General features: G+C 69.6%; 13 protein-coding genes and 2 riboswitches. Of the genes, 5 read left to right on the top strand and 8 right to left on the bottom strand.

Features of this window, described 5'->3' with window-relative positions:
* Nucleotides 1–144: 144 nt before the first annotated feature.
* A complete protein-coding gene (gene alaS, locus FHW12_RS03670) occupies nucleotides 145–2,772 on the bottom strand; it encodes an alanine--tRNA ligase (RefSeq protein WP_182529613.1) in 2,628 nt (875 codons plus the stop codon).
* Between the two features lie 65 nt (nucleotides 2,773–2,837).
* Nucleotides 2,838–3,335 (bottom strand): regulatory protein RecX, encoded by a 498-nt coding sequence (locus FHW12_RS03675; protein ID WP_182529614.1) that lies wholly within the window; start codon nucleotides 3,333–3,335, stop codon nucleotides 2,838–2,840.
* Between the two features lie 59 nt (nucleotides 3,336–3,394).
* Between FHW12_RS03675 and FHW12_RS03680 the strand changes: the two genes are divergently transcribed.
* The gene (locus tag FHW12_RS03680; RefSeq protein WP_182529615.1) at nucleotides 3,395–4,210 is read left to right on the top strand and encodes a methyltransferase domain-containing protein; all 816 of its coding nucleotides are present in this window, start codon (nucleotides 3,395–3,397) and stop codon (nucleotides 4,208–4,210) included.
* A 9-nt stretch (nucleotides 4,211–4,219) separates the two neighbouring features.
* Here the strand turns inward: FHW12_RS03680 and recA are convergent, their stop codons facing one another.
* The 6 genes from recA to FHW12_RS03710 all read right to left on the bottom strand — a co-directional run bounded on the left by recA (nucleotide 4,220) and on the right by FHW12_RS03710 (nucleotide 12,390).
* Nucleotides 4,220–5,245 (bottom strand): recombinase RecA, encoded by a 1,026-nt coding sequence (recA, locus tag FHW12_RS03685; protein WP_182529616.1) that lies wholly within the window; start codon nucleotides 5,243–5,245, stop codon nucleotides 4,220–4,222.
* Between the two features lie 122 nt (nucleotides 5,246–5,367).
* Complete coding sequence (locus FHW12_RS03690) at nucleotides 5,368–5,877, bottom strand: CinA family protein (protein WP_182529617.1); 510 nt, start codon at nucleotides 5,875–5,877, stop codon at nucleotides 5,368–5,370.
* Between the two features lie 77 nt (nucleotides 5,878–5,954).
* A complete protein-coding gene (metE, locus tag FHW12_RS03695) occupies nucleotides 5,955–8,219 on the bottom strand; it encodes a 5-methyltetrahydropteroyltriglutamate--homocysteine S-methyltransferase (protein WP_182529618.1) in 2,265 nt (754 codons plus the stop codon).
* Between the two features lie 197 nt (nucleotides 8,220–8,416).
* Nucleotides 8,417–8,630: riboswitch (cobalamin riboswitch) on the bottom strand.
* A 49-nt stretch (nucleotides 8,631–8,679) separates the two neighbouring features.
* Entirely contained in the window at nucleotides 8,680–9,069 is a 390-nt protein-coding gene (locus tag FHW12_RS03700) for an acyl-CoA thioesterase (protein ID WP_182529619.1), read from the bottom strand.
* Nucleotides 9,059–10,072 carry a ribonucleotide-diphosphate reductase subunit beta gene (locus FHW12_RS03705; RefSeq protein WP_182529620.1) on the bottom strand — a complete coding sequence of 338 codons (1,014 nt, stop codon included), beginning with the start codon at nucleotides 10,070–10,072 and terminating at the stop codon, nucleotides 9,059–9,061. Before FHW12_RS03705 ends, FHW12_RS03700 begins: the two co-directional genes overlap by 11 nt.
* Nucleotides 10,069–12,390: a ribonucleoside-diphosphate reductase subunit alpha gene (locus FHW12_RS03710; protein ID WP_428993613.1), complete on the bottom strand. Its 2,322-nt coding sequence runs from the start codon at nucleotides 12,388–12,390 to the stop codon at nucleotides 10,069–10,071. Before FHW12_RS03710 ends, FHW12_RS03705 begins: the two co-directional genes overlap by 4 nt.
* Nucleotides 12,391–12,704: 314 nt before the next feature.
* Nucleotides 12,705–12,925: riboswitch (cobalamin riboswitch) on the bottom strand.
* 291 nt (nucleotides 12,926–13,216) lie between these two features.
* On the opposite strand from FHW12_RS03710, the gene FHW12_RS03715 reads away from it, so the two are divergent.
* From FHW12_RS03715 to FHW12_RS03730, 4 genes are all read left to right on the top strand, one after another.
* A complete protein-coding gene (locus tag FHW12_RS03715; protein ID WP_182529622.1) occupies nucleotides 13,217–14,851 on the top strand; it encodes a tetratricopeptide repeat protein in 1,635 nt (544 codons plus the stop codon).
* Between the two features lie 71 nt (nucleotides 14,852–14,922).
* Nucleotides 14,923–15,984, top strand: a complete 1,062-nt coding sequence (locus FHW12_RS03720; protein WP_182529623.1) for a hypothetical protein — start codon at nucleotides 14,923–14,925, stop codon at nucleotides 15,982–15,984.
* A gap of 46 nt (nucleotides 15,985–16,030) precedes the next feature.
* Nucleotides 16,031–18,643, top strand: coding sequence for a DNA mismatch repair protein MutS (gene mutS / locus FHW12_RS03725; RefSeq protein ID WP_182529624.1), 2,613 nt, complete (start codon nucleotides 16,031–16,033; stop codon nucleotides 18,641–18,643).
* Nucleotides 18,640–20,778, top strand: coding sequence for an acyltransferase family protein (locus FHW12_RS03730; protein ID WP_182529625.1), 2,139 nt, complete (start codon nucleotides 18,640–18,642; stop codon nucleotides 20,776–20,778). The genes mutS and FHW12_RS03730 overlap by 4 nt, the downstream gene beginning before the upstream one ends.
* Nucleotide 20,779: the final 1 nt, after the last annotated feature.

A 20,779-nucleotide genomic window follows, 5' to 3' on the forward strand; every position in this document is an offset into this window, starting at 1 on the left:
CCTGTTTTATGTACCCCGACTCGACGTTCTCGCTGCGCCACGCGTGCGGCGCCGGCATCGATATCGAAGGCGGCCCGATACTAACCAAGGCATCCGGCACGCGCAATGAACGAAAGGCCTTGCGCCGACACGTTTTCTTTACATTTACATCTGCTGTTCCAGCCATGCGGGAAGCGCTGCGAGTGCAGCATCGAGCGCCGGCGAATCGACGCCGCCGCCCTGCGCCATGTCGGGTCGGCCGCCGCCCTTGCCGCCGATCTGCGCTGCGACGTGCGCCACGACGTCGCCGGCCTTGACCTTGCCGAGAGCGGCACCGTGCACGCCACCGACGAGCGCGACCTTGCCGTCCGATGCCGAGGCAAGCAGCACGACGCAGTCCACGAGCTTCTGCTTGAGCGTGTCGACGCCGTCGCGCAGCGCCTTCGCGTCGAGTCCGTCGACGCGCGCGGCGACCACGCTCGCGCCGCCGACCTTGCGTGCGGACGCCGCGAGATCCTGCGTCGCCGAACTCGCCGCCTTCGCCTTGTACGACTCGAGCTCGCGCTCGAGCCTCTTCTGCCGCTCGAACAGCTGGCGCAGCTTGTCGACGACCTCGGGGCCGTTGGCCGACAGCAGGTCGCCGATCTGCTCGAGACGGTGCTCCTCGTCGGCGACGAAAGCGATTGCCGCGGCGCCGGTCACCGCCTCGATGCGGCGCACGCCCGCGGCGACGCCGCCTTCGCTGACGATCTTGAACAGGCCGATGTCGCCGGTGCGACCGACGTGCGTGCCGCCGCACAGCTCGGTCGAGAATTCGCCCATCTTCAGCACGCGCACCTCGTCACCGTACTTCTCGCCGAACAGCGCGATCGCGCCGAAGTCGAGCGCGTCCTGGTACGCCATCTCGTGCACTTCGGCCGGCGCGTTGCGCCGGATCTGCGCATTGACGAGGTCCTCGATCCGGCGCAGTTCTTCGGCGGCGATCGGCTGGAAGTGGGCGAAGTCGAAGCGCAGGCGATCGGGCGCGACGAGCGACCCCTTCTGCTGCACGTGCGTGCCTAGCTCGCTGCGCAACGCCGCGTGCAGCAGGTGCGTGGCGGAATGGTTGAGCACGGTCGACTGGCGGCGCGTCGCATCGACGTTCGCGTCGAGCGCCGCGCCCTTGTGCAGCGGCCTGCCGTGCCAGCGACCGAGGTGGGCGTGGAACACGCCGCCGAGCTTGATCGTGTCGGCGACGTCGAAACGGCCGTCGCTGCCGTTCAGTACGCCCGTGTCGCCGACCTGGCCGCCCGACTCGGCATAGAACGGCGTGCGGTCGAGCAGCACGACCGCCTCCTCGCCGTCGCCGAGCGCGTCGACGGCGCGGCCGTCGCGCACGATCGCGACCACCTTCGCCGCCGTCGCCATGAGCGCTTCATAACCGAGGAACATGGTCGGCGCGAGCGCGCTCGCGACGTCCGCGGGCAAGGTCGCCTTGCTGTCGAACTGGCTCGCCGAGCGCGCGCGTTCGCGCTGCTGCTCCATCGCCGCCTCGAAGCCGGCCATGTCGACCGACAGGCCGCGCTCGCGCGCGATGTCGGCCGTGAGGTCGACCGGGAAACCGTAGGTGTCGTAGAGACGGAAGGCGTCGACGCCGGGGATCGTCTTGCCGGACTTGCGCGCGACCTCCTCGAACACCTTCATGCCCTGCTCGAGCGTCTCGCCGAACCGCTCCTCTTCCGCCTTGAGCGCGCGCTCGACGAGGTCGCGCTTCGCCGGCAACTCCGGATACGCGTCGCCCATGACCTCGATCAGCGCCGGCACCATCGCGTGGAAGAACGGCTGCTTCTGGCCGAGCATGTAGCCGTGCCGCAGCGCGCGCCGGATGATCCGGCGCAGCACGTAGCCGCGCCCCTCGTTCGACGGCAGCACGCCGTCGACGATGAGGAACGAGCACGCGCGGATGTGGTCGGCGATTACGCGCAGCGACTTGTTCTCGAGGTCGGGCGTGCCGGTGAGGCGCGCCGCTTCGCCGATCAGGCGCTGGAACAGGTCGATCTCGTAGTTCGAATGCACGTGCTGAAGCACGGCAGCGAGGCGTTCGAGCCCCATGCCGGTGTCGACGCACGGCGCCGGCAGCTTCGCCAGCGTGCCGTCGGCGGCACGGTCGAACTGCATGAAGACGAGGTTCCAGATCTCGATGTAGCGGTCGCCGTCCTCGTCGGGCGATCCCGGCGGGCCACCGGCGATGCCTGCACCGTGGTCGTAGAAGATCTCGGTGCACGGCCCGCACGGACCGGTGTCGGCCATCTGCCAGAAATTGTCCGACGCGTACGGGGCACCCTTGTTGTCGCCGATGCGCACGATGCGCGCGGGCGCGATCCCGATCTCGTCCTTCCAGATCGCATACGCCTCGTCGTCGGTGTGGTAGACCGTGACCCACAGGCGGTCCTTCTCGAGCCCGAGCACGCCGGTGAGGAACTCCCACGCCCACGCGATCGCTTCGCGCTTGAAGTAGTCGCCGAACGACCAGTTGCCGAGCATCTCGAAGAACGTGTGGTGGCGCGCCGTATAGCCGACCGAGTCGAGGTCGTTGTGCTTGCCGCCCGCGCGCAGGCAGCGCTGCACGTCGGCCGCGCGCACGTAACCGAGCTTCTCGCTGCCGAGAAACACGTTCTTGAACTGCACCATGCCGGAGTTCGTGAACAGCAGGGTCGGATCGTTCGACGGCACGAGCGAACTCGACGGCACGATCGTGTGGTCCTTGGAGCGGAAGAACTCCAGGAACGCGGAGCGGATTTCGGAAGTTTTCATCGGGACGGATCGGGGCGGATGCGAAAGGCGGACACGCCGGAAGATGCGGTCCGGAATTCGAGCCATCAATCCAACTCTTCGCCCGGATCGTCCACTTCGGCGTGCGTGACGGCGCGTACTGTCGCCGGATCGAAGCCGCGGCGCAAGAGAAACCCGGCGCGGGCGGCGCGTTCTCCGTGGTCCGCGGGCGCTTTCGCGCCGTAACGGCGCCGCAACTGCGCGGCGGCAGCCGCGCTCCAGTCGCCGTCCAGCGCTGCGATCGCCTCGCGGATCGCCGCTTCGGCGAGGCCGTGCGATTTGAGTTCCGCGCGGATCCGCCGCGGACCGTAGCCTTGCGAGCTGCGCTGGCGCGCGATACTCGCGGCGAAGCGCGCGTCGTTCTGGTAATCCTGCTGCTGCAGCCGATCGACCGCGTCGCCGGCCTCGTCCGTGGCATGCCCGCGCGCGGCCAGCTTCGTCCTGAGTTCGCGCGCGGAGTGCTCGCGGCGCGCGAGCAGCCCGAGCGCACGGTCGTAGCCCGAGCGTGGCGCGCCTTCCGTGCCTGGCCTTCCCTTCTTCTTCATCGCATGCCTCGGCTGTCGAACGATGGTTCGACCGCGTATCCTAGATCGATTGCCCCAGCATGAAATCGAGCCGGATGGCCGAACACGGAACCGCCGAGCACCTCCCCGACCCGCTGCCGCGCAAGATCAATGTCGGTTGCGGCTACGATCGCCGGGAAGGCTACCTCAACGTCGACCTGCACGCGGTGCACAACCCCGATCTCGTCGGCGATGTCGTCGCCCTGCCGATGCTGCCCTCCGGTGCATTCGACGAAGTCCTTGCACAGGACGTGCTCGAGCACTTCGAGCGGGCGAAAACGGCGCCGGCGTTGCAGGAATGGTCGCGCCTGCTCGCACCGGGCGGAGTCCTCCATGTGCGGGTACCGGCCCTGGCGGGCATGTTCGACCTGCTGTCGCAACCCGAGCGACGCGATCCGGCCCGCGCGGAGGAGATCATCCACCTCGTCTACGGAACGCAGGCGTACACCGGCGACTACCACCTCGCCGGCTTCACTGCGCAGACGCTCGACGGCCGCTTGCGCGATGCCGGCCTGCTCGTGTGCGAGGCTTCGATCCTGCACGGGTGGCTGTTCGACGTACGCGCGAGGAAAACCGATCGTCTCGACGACGATCGCGAGTTCGTGCATTCGGCCTACTTCTCGATACTCGGGCGTCCCGCCGACGCAGGCGGGCTGGCGAACTTCGCCGACGCGCTCGCGCAACGGCGCATGACGCGCGACGACGTGACCGCCGCCTTGCGGAACAGTGCCGAAGCGCGTTTTCTCGCGAACCATCCGGCCTACCTGCTGCCCTACGCCGCGCGCATCGAGCCCGGAGTCGGGCAGAGCCTGCGCAACCTCGCTGCAGCGTTGCTCAGGCTCGTGCGGCGACGCTGACCGTCCGGGTCAGGCTTCTTCCATCTCGACCATCGGCGCCTTCGCGCCTTTCGCGAGCAGCGCGGCACGCAGCTGGGCATCGATCGCCGCGGCCATTTCCGGATGTTCCTTGAGGTACAGGCGCGTGTTGTCCTTGCCCTGGCCGATGCGGTCGCCGTTGTAGCTGTACCAGGCGCCGGACTTCTCGATGAGGTTGTTGTTGACGCCGAGCTCGATCAGCTCGCCCTCGCGCGACGACCCTTCACCGTAGAGGATTTCGAACTCGGCCTGGCGGAACGGCGGCGCAACCTTGTTCTTGACGACCTTGACACGTGTTTCCGAACCGATCACTTCCTCGCCACGCTTGACGCTGCCGATGCGGCGGATGTCGAGGCGCACGGAGGCGTAGAACTTGAGCGCATTACCGCCCGTGGTCGTCTCCGGGTTGCCGAACATCACACCGATCTTCATGCGGATCTGGTTGATGAAGATGACCAAAGTGCCTGATTTCTTGATATTCGCGGTGAGCTTGCGCAGGGCCTGGCTCATCAGGCGCGCCTGCAGGCCGACGTGCGAGTCACCCATCTCGCCTTCGATTTCCGCCTTCGGGGTGAGCGCGGCGACCGAATCGATGACGACGACGTCGACCGCATTGGAGCGGACCAGCATGTCGGCGATCTCGAGCGCCTGCTCACCCGTGTCCGGCTGCGACACGAGCAGGTCGTCGACATTGACACCGAGCTTTTCGGCGTAGCTCGGGTCGAGTGCGTGCTCGGCATCGACGAATGCGGCGGTGCCGCCGTTGCGCTGGCAGTTGGCGATGACCTGCAGGGTCAGCGTGGTCTTGCCGGAGGATTCGGGGCCGTAGATCTCGACCACGCGGCCGCGCGGCAGGCCGCCGACGCCGAGCGCGATGTCGAGGCCGAGCGAACCCGTCGAGACGACCTCGATCGCCTCGTCGGTCTTGTCGCCCATGCGCATCACGGCGCCCTTGCCGAACTGCTTCTCGATCTGGCTGAGTGCGGAGGCGAGCGCCTTGCGCTTGTTGTCATCCATCGCGGAATCCTCGATATCGTGTGGGTGGCGGCGAAGGTGCCGCCGTGGCGTCTCAGCGTGTAAGACACCTTGCCATCCGATTATCCCACAGCGACGCGCGACCGCTACGCACCACGCGCGCTTCAGCTCGTAAGAATCCGCCGGACGCCGTCGAGCGCGGCGCCCACGGTCTGCCGTCGCACGGCTTCGCGATCACCGTCGAAGTGGAACAGCTCGGCGCGCGCATAGCCGCCGCGGCGCTTCCAGCCGATCCACACCGTGCCGACCGGCTTGTCCGGCGTCCCGCCGCCAGGCCCGGCGACGCCCGTGACTGCGACGGCGACGCTCGCGCCGTAGCGCGCGAGCGCCCCGGACACCATCTCGACCGCGGTTTCCTGGCTCACCGCGCCGTGTCGCTCGAGCGTGTGCGGTTGCACGCCGAGCAGCGATTCCTTCGCCTCGTAGCTGTAGGCGACCACGCCGCACTCGAACCAGTTCGAACTGCCGGGGATGTCGGTGAGCACTTTCGCGATCCAGCCGCCGGTGCACGATTCCGCGGCGACCACGGTCTGTCCGCGCGCGATGAGGCACTCGGCCACGGATTGCGCGAGCGCCTGGAGTTCGCTGTCGCTGGCGGTCTGCGAGGTCGGCATCGGACGCTCCAGTGGCGGAGCGAGCCATGATGCCACAGGTCGGCGCGGCACCCGCACGGGCGCCGCGCCGATCACCCTCAGGCAGCCCGCTCGATCGCGCGCAGCTCCCGTGCGGCGACGACCATCGCGGCGAGTGCCGCACGCACCTCCGGCCATCCGCGCGTCTTCAAGCCGCAATCCGGGTTCACCCATAGCTGGGCGGGATCGAGGTGTGCGCGCGCCTTGCGCAGCAACGCGAGCATGTCGGCGCTCGCGGGGACGTGCGGAGAATGGATGTCGTAGACGCCGGGGCCTATCGCGTTCGGATAGCGATAGCCGACGAACGCGTCGAGCAGCTCCATGCGCGAGCGCGACGTCTCGATCGAAACGACGTCGGCATCCATCGCCGCGACCGCCTCGATGATGTCGTTGAACTCCGCGTAGCACATGTGCGTGTGGACCTGAGTCTCGTCGCGCACTCCGGCCGCCGCCAGGCGGAAACAGTCGACCGCCCATCCGAGGTAGGTCGCGCGATCGGCGCTGCGCAGCGGCAATCCTTCGCGCAACGCGGGCTCGTCGATCTGGATCACGCGGATGCCGGACGCTTCGAGGTCGAGCACCTCGTCGCGCAGGGCGAGCGCGATCTGCCGGCAGGTCTCGCTGCGCGGCTGGTCGTCGCGCACGAACGACCACTGCAGGATGGTGACCGGCCCGGTCAGCATGCCCTTCATCGGCCGCGGCGTCAGGCCCTGTGCGTAGCACGACCACTCGACCGTCATCGGTCGGCGGCGCGCGACGTCGGCGTGGATGATCGGCGGCTTGACGCAACGCGAACCGTAGCTCTGCACCCAGCCCTGCTTCGTGAACGCGAAGCCGTCGAGCTGTTCGCCGAAGTATTCGACCATGTCGTTGCGCTCGAACTCCCCGTGCACGAGAACGTCGATGCCGAGTTCCTCCTGCTCGCGCACGGCGCGGCGCGTCTGTTCCTCGAGGAAGCGCCGGTAGTCGGCGGCGGTGAGCCTGCCGGCGCGATGCGCGGCGCGCGCCTTGCGCACCTCCTCGGTCTGCGGAAACGAACCGATCGTCGTGGTCGGGAACAACGGCAGATCGAGCGCGGTGTGCTGCCGCGCACGACGCAGGGCGTACGGAGAGCGGCGATCGAGCATGTCCGGCGTGACGGCCGCGAGCCTGTCGCGCACGTCGGCGCGCCCCAGAGCCGACGTCGCGCGCGCGATGCGGGGCGCTTCCACCGCGGCGAGCGCGGCATCGTCGCCGTCGAGTGCGTCCGCGAGCACGCGCAGTTCCTCGATCTTCTGTCGCGCGAAGGCGAGGCTATCGCGGATCGCCGGTTCGAGCGTGGTCTCCCCTGCACTGTCGATCGGCACGTGCAGCAGCGAGCACGACGGCGCCAGCCAGCAGGCATCCTCGCCACGCTGCTCGACGGCGCGCCGGGCGAGCGCGAGCGCTTCGCGCAGGTCGGCGCGCCAGACGTTGCGTCCGTCGACGAGGCCGAGCGACAGCGTGCGGTCGTCGGGAAGATCGCGCAGCACGGCGTCGAACTGCTGCGGCGCGCGCACGAGGTCGACATGCAGCCCGTCGACCGGGAGGGTGGTCGCGAGCGGCAGCTGATCGCCGAGTGCGCCGAAGTAGCTGGTCAGCAACCGCTTCGGACCTTTCGCCGATGCGAGCGCATCGTACGCACGCCGGTAGGCGGCGCGCGTGCGATCGTCGAGATCGAGCACGAGGCACGGCTCGTCGAGCTGCACCCACTCCGCGCCGGCCTCGTGCAGCCGCGCCAGCAGGTCCGCGTAAGCGGCCACTAGGTCGTCGACGAGATCGAGCGCCGGGCTGCCGTCGACGGTCTTGGCCAACAGCAGGAACGACACCGGGCCGAGCAGCACCGGCCGGGCGGCGAAGCCCGCGGCGAGCGCCTCCCTGAATTCCGCGACCGGCTTGTCGCCGTGCAGGGCGAACGCCTGCCCGCGCCGCAGTTCCGGCACGAGATAGTGGTAGTTCGTGTCGAACCACTTCGTCATCTCGAGCGCGCGCCGGCCGGACCCGCCGCGTGCGCTCGCGAAGTACGCGGCGAGCGGGTCGCTGGAAGCCGACTCGAGATGGACGTGCGGCAGAGCGCCGAACAGCCAGGCCGTGTCGAGCACGTGGTCGTACAGGGAAAAATCGTTGGCCGCGACGACGTCGGCGCCGGCATCGCGCTGCAGTTGCCAATGATTTCGACGCAGCGCGCGCGCCGCTTCGAGCAGGCCGGCGGCGTCCAGGTCGCCGGACCAATGCGACTCCAGCGCGGTCTTCAGCTCGCGTCGGCGCCCGATGCGCGGAAAACCAAGCAGGGTGACTCGTGACATGTGGATCTCCTCGGTGCGTGGATACACGGAGGAGCGAAAGCAACGGCGGGCCGCTCGGCCAGCGTCGACCTCCGCCCCCGCGGGCGAGCCGGAAATCCCGCGGGATGGCAGGGACGCACGTACACGCGCCGCGATGCAGGGCGCGTCCAGGCGTCCCGATGATTCCCCCGCGGGAATCCCAGGTCGGACGGACGGCCTGTGGCCGTCCGGTCGAGGCAGGTCTTCGGGCTCGTGGACACGAGCGCGGAGCGCCCTCCTAGGTCCGCCGCTTCCCAGGCACCAGGCCCAGTGCGAAGGCGGACTTCGTTTCCACATACCGCTGCGGGGCAGCCCCGGATTCGCACCGGGTTCCCTTCAATCCAGCGCGCCGCTCGTCGCGTCGCGCTGGAACCATCGACGCATGGAAGGCTAGACGGATGGACGTCTTTCGTCAACGCGCGCGGCAGGACGCGACGCCCGCTCAGCCGATCGCGCGACCGACCGGCACGGCGCGGCCGGCCGCGTCCACCGCGACCATGACGAACTCGCCGCTGGTCGCGAGCTCGGCTTGCGCGCCGGGCGTCGCCTCGCTCGACAGGCTCACGCGCACGGTCATCGAGCTGCGCCCGACGCCGACGACGGTCGCGACGAGTTCGACGATCTCGCCGAGCCGCACCGCGCGGCGAAAATCGATGCGGTCCGAGCGTGCGGTGACGACCGTGCGCCCGCAGAAACGGCTCGCGGCGAGGAACGCGGCCTTGTCCATCCACGCGAGCGCCTGACCGCCGAACAGCGAACCGAGGTGGTTGCAATGGTCAGGGAACACGATCTCGACCAGGCGCACCTCTGTCGGCGCAGCGTCAGAAGGCATGGTCGAAGCCCACCTCGCCCTGCACCGCGACCTGGTACGCCGACACGCGTCGCTCGAAGAAGTTGGTGAGCTCCTGCACGTCCTGCAGTTCCATGAACGGGAACGGATTGCGCGCGCCGTACCGCGGCGGCAGGTGCAGCATCGCGAGGCGCTGGTCGGCGACGTACTCGAGGTACTGGCGCATCTCCTTGAGCGTCATGCCGACCACGCCACCGCCGAGCACGTCCTCGGCGAACTGCGTCTCGCAGTCGACGGCCTCGCCGATCATCTGCGCCACCTGCTCGGCCCACCGCGCGTCGAGCAGCTGCGGCTGCTCGCGTTCGACCGTGCGCAGCACCTCGAACGCGAAGCCCATGTGCGCCGACTCGTCGCGGAACACCCAGGCGGTGCCCGCGGCGAGGCCCGGCAGCAGTCCGCGCGAACGCAGGAAATAGACGTAGGCGAAGGCACCGAAGAAGAACAGGCCCTCGATGCACGTCGCGAAGCAGGTCAGGTTGAGCAGGAAGCGGCGCCGGTCTTCGTCCGTGGCGATGCGGTCGAGCGAGTGGATCGAATCGATCCAGCGCTGGCAGAACGCGGCCTTGCGGCGGATCGACGGGATGTTCTCCACCGCGGCGAACGCCTGCGCGCGGCGGTCCGGCTGCGGGATGTAGTTGTCGAGCAAGGTCAGGTAGAACTGCACGTGCAGCGCCTCCTCGTACAACTGGCGCGACAGGTACATGCGCGCCTCCGGCGCATTGATGTGCCGGTACAGGTTGAGCACGAGGTTGTTGGCGACGATCGAGTCCCCCGTCGCGAAGAACGCGACGAGGCGCTCGATCAGGTGGCGGTCGGCCGGCGTCATGCGCTGCGCGAGATGGCCGAGGTCAATCTGGAAGTCGATCTCCTCGACCGTCCAGGTGTTCTTGATCGCGGCGCGATACATCTCGTAGAACTGCGGATAGCGCATCGGCCGCAAGGTGAGGTCGAAGCCGGGGTCGAGCAGGCGGCTGGCGGCGTTCATTGGCAGGCCTCGCACATTTGCGGGTTCTCGAGCGAGCACACCACCGCTTCGCTGTCGCTGAAGGCCTTCGCCGGCGCCGCGCCGACGGTCGCCTTCGCGATGCGCGTCGCCGGGCGCGAACGCAGGTAATAGGTCGTCTTCAGCCCGCGCTTCCACGCGTACATGTACATGCTCGACAGCTGGCCGATGTTCGGGTTCTCGATGAACAGGTTCAGCGACTGGCTCTGGTCGATGAACGCGCCGCGGTCGGCCGCCATGTCGATGAGCGCGCGCATCGGCGTCTCCCATACCGTGCGATAGATCGTGCGCAGTTCCTCCGGCAGCGCCGCGATCGACTGCACCGAACCTTCGGCGAGCTTGATCGCGTCGCGGACCTCCGCGGTCCACAGGCCGAGGCGCTTGAGCTCGTCGACGAGGTAGCGGTTGACCTGCAGGAAGTCGCCCGACAGCGTCTCGCGCTTGAACAGGTTCGACACCTGCGGCTCGATGCATTCGTAGCAGCCGGCGATCGAGGCGATCGTCGCGGTCGGCGCGATCGCGATCAGCAGCGAGTTGCGCAGGCCGTGCGCGCGGATATCCTCGCGCAGAACGTCCCAGCGCGCCGCGTCGCGCGGCGCGACGTTCCACGCCTCGAACTGCAGTTCACCGCGAGCGGCGCGCGTCTCCGCGAACGCCGGATGCGCGCCCTTCTCGCGCGCGAGTTCGAGCGAGGTGCGCAGCGCCCAGTAGTAGATCTCCTCCGACACGCGCGCCGACAGCTCGCGCGCGGCGGCGCCGTCGAACGGCAGGCGCAGCGCGAAGAACACGTCCTGCAGGCCCATCAGGCCAAGGCCGACCGGGCGCCAGCGCAGGTTCGACGCTCGCGCGGTGTCGATCGGGTAGAAGTTGAGGTCGATCACGCGATCGAGCTGGCGCACCGCGACCTGCACGGTGTGCGCGAGCTTGTCGAAGTCGAACGCGACGCCGTCGTGGTGTTGCGCGAGGTTGATCGAGCCGAGGTTGCAGACCGCGGTTTCGCCGTCGCTCGTGACCTCGATGATCTCGGTGCACAGATTCGACAGGTGCACGGTGTTGCCCGCGCGCGCGGTCTGGTTGCCGGCGCGATTGCACGCGTCCTTGAACGTCATCCAGCCGTTGCCGGTCTGCGCGAGCGTGCGCATCATGCGCGCGTAGAGGTCGCGCGCCTTGACGGTCTTGCGCGCCAGGCCTTGCGCCTCCGCCTGCGCGTAGGCCTGTTCGAACGCATCGCCCCAGAGGTCGGGAAGTTCCGGCACGTCCTTCGGGTCGAACAACGACCAGGCGCCGTCGGCGTCGACGCGACGCATGAACAGGTCGGGGATCCAGTTGGCGAGGTTGAGGTGATGCGTGCGGCGCGCCTCGTCGCCGGTGTTCTCGCGCAGTTCGAGGAACGCCTCGATGTCGGCGTGCCACGGCTCCAGGTAGACGCACGCGGCCCCCTTGCGCTTGCCGCCCTGGTTCACCGCGGCCACCGACGAATCGAGCGTCTTCAGCCACGGCACGATGCCGTTGCTGAGGCCGTTGGTCGAGCGGATCAGCGAGCCCTCCGAGCGCACGCGATGCCAGGCGAGGCCGATGCCACCGGAGAACTTCGACAGCAGCGCGACGTCGCGGTATTTGTCGTAGATCGCCTCGAGCGAATCCACGGGCGAATCGAGCAGGAAACAGCTCGACAGCTGCTCGTGGCGCGTGCCCGAATTGAACAGCGTCGGCGAACTCGGCACGTAGTCGAGGCGCGCGAACAAGCCGTACAGCTCGATCGCGTCGGCGGCTTGCTCGCTGAGCGAGCAGGCGACGCGCAGCCAGAACTGCTGTGGTGTCTCGATCACCTGGCGCAGGGTCGGGTGCTTGAGCAGGTAGCGGTCGTACAACGTGCGCAGGCCGAAGTATTCGAAGCGGCGCGTGTGCGCCGGATCGATCGCGTCGTTGAGCTTGCGTGCGTTCGCCTCGACGAACGCGAGCACGCGCTCGTTGATGAGGCCGGCGTCGTAGCCGAGGCGGATCGACTGCGAGAACGAGTGCACGCCGAGGCCGTGCACCTCCTTGTCGACGTAGCCGGCGAGCAGGCGCGCGGCGACCTTCGAGTATTCCGGCTCTTCGGCGATGAACGACGCGGCGGTGCGGATCGACAGTTCGTCAAGCTCGCGCGTCGACGCGCCGTCATAGAGGCCCGCGATCGTCTTCAACGCGACGCGCATGGGATCGACGTCCGCAAGGCCGTCGCAGCAGCGCGTGACCGCGCGCACGATCTTGTTGAGGTCGACCGGCTCCTTCGCGCCCGATCGTTTGGTCACGAACATCGACACCGGTCCAGCGTGCGGCGCCGTGAGGCGGAAACCGGACTGCGCAGGGGACGCAGCGGGGGTCGGGACCGTGGCGGCCTCGTCGACTTCGGGGGTGGACATGGCGTTACTCCTTCGCGAGCGGTGGAACTCGCGAGGAGAACGGCTCGGCGTTGCACGGGACGAGACGACCGTCCGTGCAGCGCCGGCCTTCGCTCCCGCGAGCGAAAGAAGACCAGCGGACGGACGCCGACGAAAGGCGGGCAGCCCGGACGGGCGCACCGACTTCCGGCCGACCCTCCCGCGAGGGCCTTCGAGCCTGCGTCGCGCCTTGTGGCGCGACGGTCGGGGCGGGTGTTCGGACTCGCGGGCACGAGGGGCATCCCCTCTCCTACTGGACGTCGCTTCCCGGCCGTCCTGGCGCGGTGCTGATGACGTCGTTCGTTCCCGTTCACCGTTGCGGGGCAGTTCCGGACTCGCACCGGATTCCCTCGCCGGCAGCAAGCCGGCGACCCAGATGTTGTGCTGGGCACCTTCGACGAACACAAGAGTATGTGTTCAGGCCCGCATGCGCAATGGCCGCCGCGATCCGCCTCCGCTCGACGAGGGCTTGCTCCATCGCCGGAGCACCGCGTGCCGGGAACGGGCTTGCCGGGCGATTCGCGCAATTCCGGCAACGCGACCGGTCTGCCCGATGCAAGTTTACGTCGCGCGTCGTACGTAATCCTTTCGACGCGCGTACGCCGCACGCGCATCGACAAACGACAGGGGCACGCATGCCGGCATCATCTTCTTCCGACGCCACCTCGCGGCGGCGACCCGCCACGCGAGGCGACGGCGTCGCGTGCTGAACGCGCAGGTCGACTTCGGAACACGGCCCGACGGCAGCAAGGCGCGCGTCGAGCAGGCCAACCGCCTGTTGCGCGAAGGCCGTGCCGGCGAGGCGGAACGGCTGCTGCGCGAGGTGCTCGCGCGCCAGCCGCGCGACACGGCCGCGGCGATCCTGCTCGGCCGCGCACTGCTCGCCGCCAATCGCGTCGACGAAGCGGCGGAGCTGCTCGAGCGCACCGTCGCCGCGACATTCCGCGTCCCGGCCGAACTGCTGCTGCTGCGCGCGCAGGCACTGCTCGCGGCCGAACGGGTCGACGCGGCGATCCCGGCCTTCCATGAAGCGATAGCGGCGGCGCCGCACAGCGGCACCGCCGAACTCGGCCTCGCGGTCGCGTTCGGCCGGTACGGCCAGCACGAAGCCGCTGCGCTCGCCGCGCGCGGTGCGATCGGCAAGGGCGCGGACAATCCCGGCGCCCGTTTCGTGCTCGCGCGCGCGCTGTTCGACGGCGGCCATTTCGACGAAGCCGAAGCACAGTTCCGCCACGTGCTGCGCCTCTGCCCGACCCACGTGCCCGCACACACGAACCTCGCCGAACTCGTCTGGATGCGCAGCGGCGATGCGGCGGCGGCCGCCGCCGAACTCGACGCGGCGTTGCGCGCGTCGCCGACGCTCGCCCTGCTGCGCATCGCCAAGGCGCGACTGCTCGAAAGCGCGGGGCAGATCGAACGCGGCTATTCCGCGCTCGCCGCCGGCCTCGCCGTCTCGCCGGACCAGCCCGACCTGCACCTCGCCGCCGCACAACTGGCGATCGGCTTCGATCCGCAGCGCGCGCTCGCGCACGTCGAACGCGCGCAGCGCAGCGTGGCGAACCGCAGCGACGTCATCGCCGCGCTCGCGGACACCCTGCTCGCGCTCGGTCGCGCACGCGACGTGCTCGACGTGACCGGAGAGCTGCTGCGCCGCGATCCGGACGACGGCCACGCGATCGCGCTGCGCACGAGCGCGTGGCGCCTGCTCGGCGACGAGCGCTACCACGTCGCGTGCGACTACGGCGCGTTCGTGCGCGCGGCGATGCTCGACACGCCGCCCGGCTGGCCCGACCTGCCCTCGTACCTGCGCGACCTCGCCGCGGCGCTGCACCGGCGCCATGCGCTCGATGCGCATGCCGTGCGACAGACCCTGCGGCACGGCACGCAGGTGTCGATCGATCCCGAGCGCGCGTCGGACCCGGCGATCCGCGCATTCGCGCACGCGATCGGAACACCGGTACGCCGTTATCTCGACGGACTCGGGCCCGGCAGCGATCCCGTGCGCCGGCGAAACACGGGCGCGTGCCGCGTCGACGACATGTGGTCGGTGCGCCTGCGCAGCAGCGGACACCACGTGAGCCATTTCCACGGTCGGGGCTGGCTGTCGTCGGCGTGCTACGTCGAACTGCCACCCGGCATGGGCGAGCGCGACGGCGACGGCTGGCTCACGTTCGGCGAGTGCGGCGTGCCGACGCCGACCGCCCTGCCGCCCGATCACCTGCTCAGGCCCGAACCCGGCCTGCTCGTGCTGTTCCCATCGTGGATGTGGCACGGCACGCGGCCGTTCCGCAGCACCGGCTCGCGCCTGACGATCGCGTTCGACCTCGTTCCCGCCTGATTCCGCGCATCGCGCCGGTTCGGGGATTCGCCTCCGAATCGCGTAGAGGCAGGAAGCAGGAGGTGCATCGCATGGTCCGCTCGCTGGCTGTCGCAACCTTGCTTTCCGTCGTCGCCCTGCCCGCGCGTGCCGACATCCTCGTCGGCAGCTACGGCGACGGCGTGGCTCCGCAGGCGCTGCGCGCGTTCGCCGACGGCGCGAGCGGCGACGCGCTCCCGCTGCGCGTGCTCGGCGGTCCGCAGTCGACGATCGTGTCGGCGTCCGGCGGCAGCTTCGAGCCGGGCGAAGGGGTGCTCTACGTCGCCGACTTCTGGGGCCAGGCGGTTCGCGTGTTCCCCGCATACGCCGATGGCGACAGCGCACCGCTGCGCGTGCTCGACGCACCGATCCTCGGGCAGGTACGCACCGTCGCGGTCGATCCCGTGCACGGCGAGCTCGCGACGACCGCGAGCGGCTGCTGCCTGATCGGCTTCGCGCTCGATGCGAGCGGCGCCGCACCGTGGCTGCACCTGCTCGACTGGGGCGGCTCGTCGACGAGCGTGACGCAGCTCAACTACCCGGCCTCGCTGACCTACCTCGCCGCGAGCGACGAAATCGCGCTCACCGACCGCGACATCGGATCGCCATTCGCGCCGAAGGTGCTCGTGTTCAACCGCACGGACGCCGGCAACACCGCGCCCAAGCGCGTGATCAAGGGCGATCTCACCGCCTTCGGCGGCTGGCTCGGCGGCATCGCCTGGGACGCGCAGGCGCACGTGCTGCTCGTCGCCGCGAATACGAGCCAGCCCGATGGCTCGGTGTCCGCGCGCATCCTCGCCTTCGACGACGCGGCCGACGGCAACGTCACCCCGCTGCGCACGATCGCCGGCGCGGCGACCGGGCTGGAACTGCCGGCGGGTTCGTACCTGCTCGGCCTCGCGATCGATCCGCTGCGGCGACGCCTCGTCGCGAGCGTCAGCGCCGACACCGAAGCGGCGAACAACAAGCTGCTCGTGTTCGCGCTCGACGACGACGGCGATGTCGCGCCGTTGCAGGTGATCGCCGGCCCGCAGACCGGCTTCGAGTCGATCGGCGCGCCGATCTGGGTCCCGCCGGACGCGATCTTCGGCGACGGATTCGACGGACCCGCGTAAGCCCGCGCACGCTAGACTATCCGGTCAGCCCGCCAGGCCGGACCGGATGTCTGCCGTCGACACTTCGCAACACACGCCGCTCATGCGCCAGTACTTCGCCGCCAAGGCGGAGTATCCCGACACGCTCGTGTTCTTCCGCATGGGCGACTTCTACGAGCTGTTCTACGACGACGCGCGCAAGGCCGCGCGCCTGCTCGACATCACGCTGACGCAGCGCGGCGCGTCGGCCGGCGCGCCGATCCCGATGGCGGGCGTGCCGTATCACGCGGTCGAAGGCTACCTCGCCCGGCTGGTCAAGCTCGGCGAGTCGGTCGCGATCTGCGAGCAACTCGGCGACCCGGCGGCGAGCAAGGGGCTGGTCGAGCGCAAGGTCGTGCGCGTCGTCACGCCGGGCACGGTCACCGACGCCGCGCTGCTCGAGGAGCGCCGCGACAACCTGCTGCTGGCGATCGCCGCGGGCAAGTCGAACTACGGACTCGCCTGGATCGATCTTTCCGCGGGTCGCTTCCTGCTCGGCGAGGCCGCCGACGCCGAGGCGCTCGCTGCCGAACTCGCGCGTCTCACGCCGGCCGAGACGCTGGTCGGCGAAGACGTCGCCTGGCCTGCGTTCGTCGCCGGCCTGCCCGGCCTGCGCCGGCGCGCACCCTGGCACTTCGACGCGGGAACCGCGCAGCGCGAACTCGCGCGCTTCTTCGGCACGCGCGACCTGTCCGGCTTCGGCTGCGACGCCATGCCGCTCGCGGTCGCCGCTGCCGGCGCGCTGCTCGGCTACGTGCAGGAAACGCAGAAGGCCGCGCTACCGCACCTCGCCGGCCTCGCCGTCGAAAGCGCCGACGAGACGCTCGCGATGGACGCGGCGACGCGCCGAAACCTCGAACTCGACACGCACGCGAGCGGCAACCGCGAGCACACCCTGCTCGGCGTGCTCGACCGCACGATCACGCCGATGGGCGCGCGCCTGCTGCGCCGCTGGTTGCATCGGCCGCTGCGCGACCGCGTCGTGCTGCGCCGGCGCCAGCAGGCGGTCGACAGCCTCGTCGACGCGCGTCGCCACGAGGACCTGCGCGAAGTGTTGCGCGGCATTGGCGACCTCGAGCGCATCCTCGCGCGCGTCGCGCTGCGTTCGGCGCGGCCACGCGACCTGTCGACGCTGCGCGACGGCCTGGCGCTCGCACCGACGCTCGCACGCGCGATCGTCGACGTGCGCGGCACGTTCGAGGCCGCAGGCGCGTCTCGCCTGAGCCCGCTGCTCGGTGACCTCGTGGATCGCCTCGGCGAACACGCCGACACCGCGGCGTACCTCGCCGCTGCGATCGTCGACGTGCCGCCCGTGCTCGCACGCGACGGCGGCGTCGTGCGCGCCGGCTTCGACGCCGAGCTCGACGAGCTGCGTGCGCTCGCGACGAACGCCGACCAGTTCCTCGTCGACCTCGAGGAACGCGAGAAGGCCGCGAGCGGCATCCCGACGCTCAAGGTCGGCTACAACCGCGTGCACGGTTACTACATCGAGATCAGCAAGGGACAGGCAGACAAGGCGCCCGTGCACTATACGCGCCGGCAGACGATCAAGGGCGCCGAACGCTACGTCACCGAGGAGCTCAAGGCGTTCGAGGACAAGGTGCTGTCCGCGCGCGAGCGCTCGCTCATGCGCGAGCGCGCGCTGTACGACGGCATCCTCGACACCCTCCTGCAGCGGCTCGCGCCGCTGCAGGCCGCCGCCGCCGCGATCGCCGAACTCGACGTGCTGGCGAACCTCGCCGAGCGCGCCGACGGCCTGCGCTGGAGCCGGCCGACGCTCGCCGATGCCGGCGGCATCCACGTCGTGCGCGGGCGCCATCCGGTGGTCGAGCAGGTGCGCAGCGACCCGTTCGAGCCGAACGACCTCGACCTGCACGACGGTCGCCGCATGCTCGTCGTCACCGGGCCCAACATGGGCGGCAAGTCGACCTACATGCGCCAGGCCGCGCTGATCGTGCTGCTCGCCCACATCGGCAGCCACGTACCTGCCGACAGCGCGACGATCGGCCCGGTCGATCGCATCTTCACGCGCATCGGCGCCGGCGACGACCTCGCGCGCGGGCAGTCGACGTTCATGGTCGAGATGAGCGAAACCGCGAACATCCTGCACAACGCGACCGCGAGCAGCCTCGTGCTGATGGACGAGATCGGACGTGGTACGTCGACCTACGACGGCCTCGCGCTCGCACGCGCATGCGCGCTGCACCTCGCCACGGCGAATCGCGCCTACGCGCTGTTCGCCACGCACTACTTCGAACTCACCGCGCTCGCGGGCGAAGTCGACGGCATCGCCAACGTGCATCTCGATGCGGTCGAATTCCACGACAAGGAGCGCGGCGAGCAGCTCGTGTTCATGCACGCGGTGAAGGAAGGCCCGGCCAACCGCAGCTTCGGCCTGCAGGTCGCCGCGCTCGCCGGGCTGCCGAAAGCGGTGATCGCCGACGCGCGCGCAACCTTGCGCACGCTCGAAAGCGGCGCCCACGCCGCGGCGGCGCCCGTCGCGCAGGCGCAACCGCAACTGGGCCTGTTCGCGCCTCCGCTGCCGTCCCCTGCGGAGGAAGCCTTGCGCGCGCTCGACCCGGACGCGTTGTCGCCGCGCGAAGCACTCGATGCGCTCTATCGCCTGAAGAAGCTCACGTGAACCCAACCCACGCCCTCGACGCACCGGCGGCCGGAGCGGACGTCCGCGCGACGCCGGGGGTATCGGCAGCGCCCGATCGCACCGCGCCGACGCGGCATGTCCCGCACATCGATGGCTTGCGCGCACTCGCGGTGCTCGCCGTCATCGCCTATCACCTCGACGAGCGCTGGCTGCCGGGTGGCTTCGGCGGCGTCGACATCTTCTTCGCGATTTCCGGCTTCGTCGTCAGCGCCTCGGTCGGCACGTGGAACCAGGGCGGCTTCGGCCGCTTCATCGCGTGGTTCTACGCGCGCCGGATGCAGCGCATCGTGCCGGCGCTGCTCGCCTGCCTGCTGCTCACGACGTTCGCTTCGACGCTGTTCGTACCTGCGGCCTGGCTCAGCAGCGCGAACGAGACGACCGGGCTGTACGCGTTCTTCGGCCTCAGCAACTGGTTCCTCGCGAACCATCGCGAGAGCTATTTCTCGCCGACGATCGACTTCAATCCGTATACGCACACATGGTCGCTCGGCGTCGAGGAGCAGTTCTACCTGCTGTTTCCGCTGCTGTTCTTCGCCTGGACGCGCGGCGGCCGCTGGCGCGCGGCCTCGATGATCCTGTTCGCGGCCGCGGGCGTCGTCTCCGTTGCATGGGCGTGGCAGCTCGGCCGCGTCGATCCGGCCGCGAGCTTCTACCTGATCACGACGCGCCTGTTCGAGCTCGCCGGCGGCGTGTTGCTCTATCAGATCCTCGCGCGTCGCACGGCGGCGATCGAAACACCGGCGCGCGCACGCGTGGCCGTCGCCGGCGCCTGGGCGTCGCTCGCGCTGGTCGTGGCCGGCCTGCTCGTGTCGAAGCCGCGCGATTTCCCGTTTCCCGGCGCATGGTTGCCCGTCTTCGGCACGCTCGGCCTGCTCGCCTTCCTGCACGAGATGCGCGGCGGCGTGCTGCAACGCGTGCTCGCCAGCCGCGGCGTCACCTATGTCGGGCGCATCTCGTACTCGCTGTACCTCTGGCATTGGCCGGTGTTCGTGCTGTTCCGCTGGACCTGCGGACTCGAATCCGCGTCGACGCGCAGCTTGGCTACTGCGCTCACGTTCGCGCTGGCCGCGGCGTCGTTCCGCTTCGTCGAGAAACCGCTGCGCTATTCGACGCGCCTGCGCGCGCTGACGCGCGTCGGTGTCGTCGCGCTCGGCATCGCGTCGGTCGGTGGCGCCTTCTGGTTGTCGACGCAGATCACCGCGGCGCGCGAATCCCTGGCGCTCGGCACGGTCACGCGCCACGCCGACGATTGGTATCCGCACGCCGTCACGACGTTGCCGGAAGTGCCCGGTTGCCGGCTCGACACGCATATCGCGATGGCAGGTACCGGCTCGGTCGCGATCTACTCGAGGTCAGGCTGTCCCGCGCCAGCCGAGCCGGTGCCGACGCTGTTCGTCATCGGCGACTCGCATGCCTCCGCCTACCTCGGCTTGCTCACCGAGCATGCGCTGCGCACCGGCGCCACGATCGTGCTGTACCACAACCAGAACTGCACGTTCGCGAGCCTGCAGTCCGAACGTGAACAGGGCGCGTGCCCGGCGCAGGGCCAGGCGGCGATCGACGACATGCTCGCGCGCGGCCGCACCGGCGACATCGTGTTCCTCGCCGCATTGCGCCTCAACCGCCTGTCCAACCAGTTCGCCGGCGTCGACGAAGCGCGCGCACGCGACGGCATCGGCGGCGAAGCCGCTCGGACACGCCGCGCCACGGCGGAAAAGACGCTGATCGCGCAGCTCGCTCCGCTCGCACGACACGGAATGCGGATGATCGCCGATGCACCCAAGCCGGTGTTCCGCGCGCCACCGTTCCGCTGCGCGGACTGGTTCGATCGCGGCAACCCGATCTGCGCGGCCGGCCTCGAAATGCGCCGCGACGACCTGCAACGTTATCGCGCCCCCGTACTCGAAAGCCTCGCACGCGTGGCACAGGGTGTGCCGCCATTGCTCGTCTGGGATCCGTTCCCGATCCTCTGCCCCGACGCGGTGTGCGTCGCGATCCGCGACGGCAAGCCGCTGTTCTTCGACGGCGACCACCTGAGCGCATACGCCAACCGCATGCTGCGCGACGACTTCGAACGCATCGTGCGCGAGGCGCACGCGAAGCCGGATGCATGAC

This window comes from Dokdonella fugitiva (assembly GCF_014138265.1).
In the GTDB taxonomy this organism is placed as follows: Bacteria; Pseudomonadota; Gammaproteobacteria; order Xanthomonadales; family Rhodanobacteraceae; genus Dokdonella_A; species Dokdonella_A fugitiva_A.